Source organism: Caballeronia sp. GAFFF2 (genome assembly GCF_023631485.1).
Lineage (GTDB): Bacteria > Pseudomonadota > Gammaproteobacteria > Burkholderiales > Burkholderiaceae > Caballeronia.
Genome location: NZ_JALQDA010000088.1, coordinates 1 through 976, shown reverse-complemented (window position 1 = coordinate 976; position 976 = coordinate 1). Strand labels below are relative to the sequence as shown.

Genomic DNA, 976 nt, shown 5'->3' with positions numbered 1-976 from the left:
GCAGCGATCATCGCTGGTTCGAAGCTCGCGCGCCGGCGTGCACGCTGCTGGTGTTCATCGACGATGCCACCAGCCGTCTGATGACCCTGCACTTCACGGCCACCGAATCGACCTTCAGTTATTTCGAGGCAACGCGCCGCTACATCGAGCAGCACGGCAAGCCCTGGGCGCTGTATAGCGATAAAGCCAGTGTGTTCTCGCTCAACCGGGGCTTGCGCAAGGCTGACAAGGGGGTCACGCAGTTTGGCCGGGCCTTGTACGAGCTCAACGTCGAGACCCTGTGCGCCAACAGCAGTCAGGCGAAGGGGCGCGTGGAGCGTGCCAACTTGACCTTGCAGGATCGGCTCGTCAAGGAATTGCGGCTGCGCGAGATCGACGCGTGGGAGGCCGCGAATGCTTATGCGCCCCACTTCATCGCCGACTTCAACGACCGTTTCGGCAAGCGCGCGAAGAGCGACTTTGACGCGCATCGTCCGGTGCGTGCCGACGAGGATCTCGATTCGATTCTGACGGCACGCGAATCTCGTTGCGTCTCGGCCTCGCTGACGGTGCAATACGATCGCGTGATGTACCTGCTTGAAGATTCGCCGGCGACGCGCGCCTTGATCCATCGCTATCTCGATGTGTACGAGTACCCGGACGGGCGCATCGAGATTTGGGCGAATGGCGCGGCGTTGCCCTGTCGACGTTATGATCGCCTGTCCCATGTCGACCAGGGCGCTGAGGTCGACAACAAGCGTCTTGGACACGTCCTTGCGCTGTCGAGGCAGGTGCAGATGGAGCGCGACAATCGCCCTATCAAGTCAGCGCCCTCACGCACCAATCGGGGCGAAGAGGTGCGCCCGAAGATGCGCGCCAACAACACGCGCAAGCAACGCGAACTCAAGCAGATCGACCTGAACGCGATGATGCTCAGAAGTGCCGAAATGCGGGCAGCCTCGGTGGGGAAACTGTCTTCTTTGGAAGCAGGAACCGA

Annotated in this window: 1 protein-coding gene; it reads left to right on the top strand. The window is 61.5% G+C overall.

Annotation, left to right across the window (positions count from 1 at the left end; translation table 11 throughout):
• Nucleotides 1-976 (top strand): ISNCY family transposase (locus NCT04_RS34230; protein WP_250470269.1); only part of this gene is annotated, 976 nt, incomplete at both ends.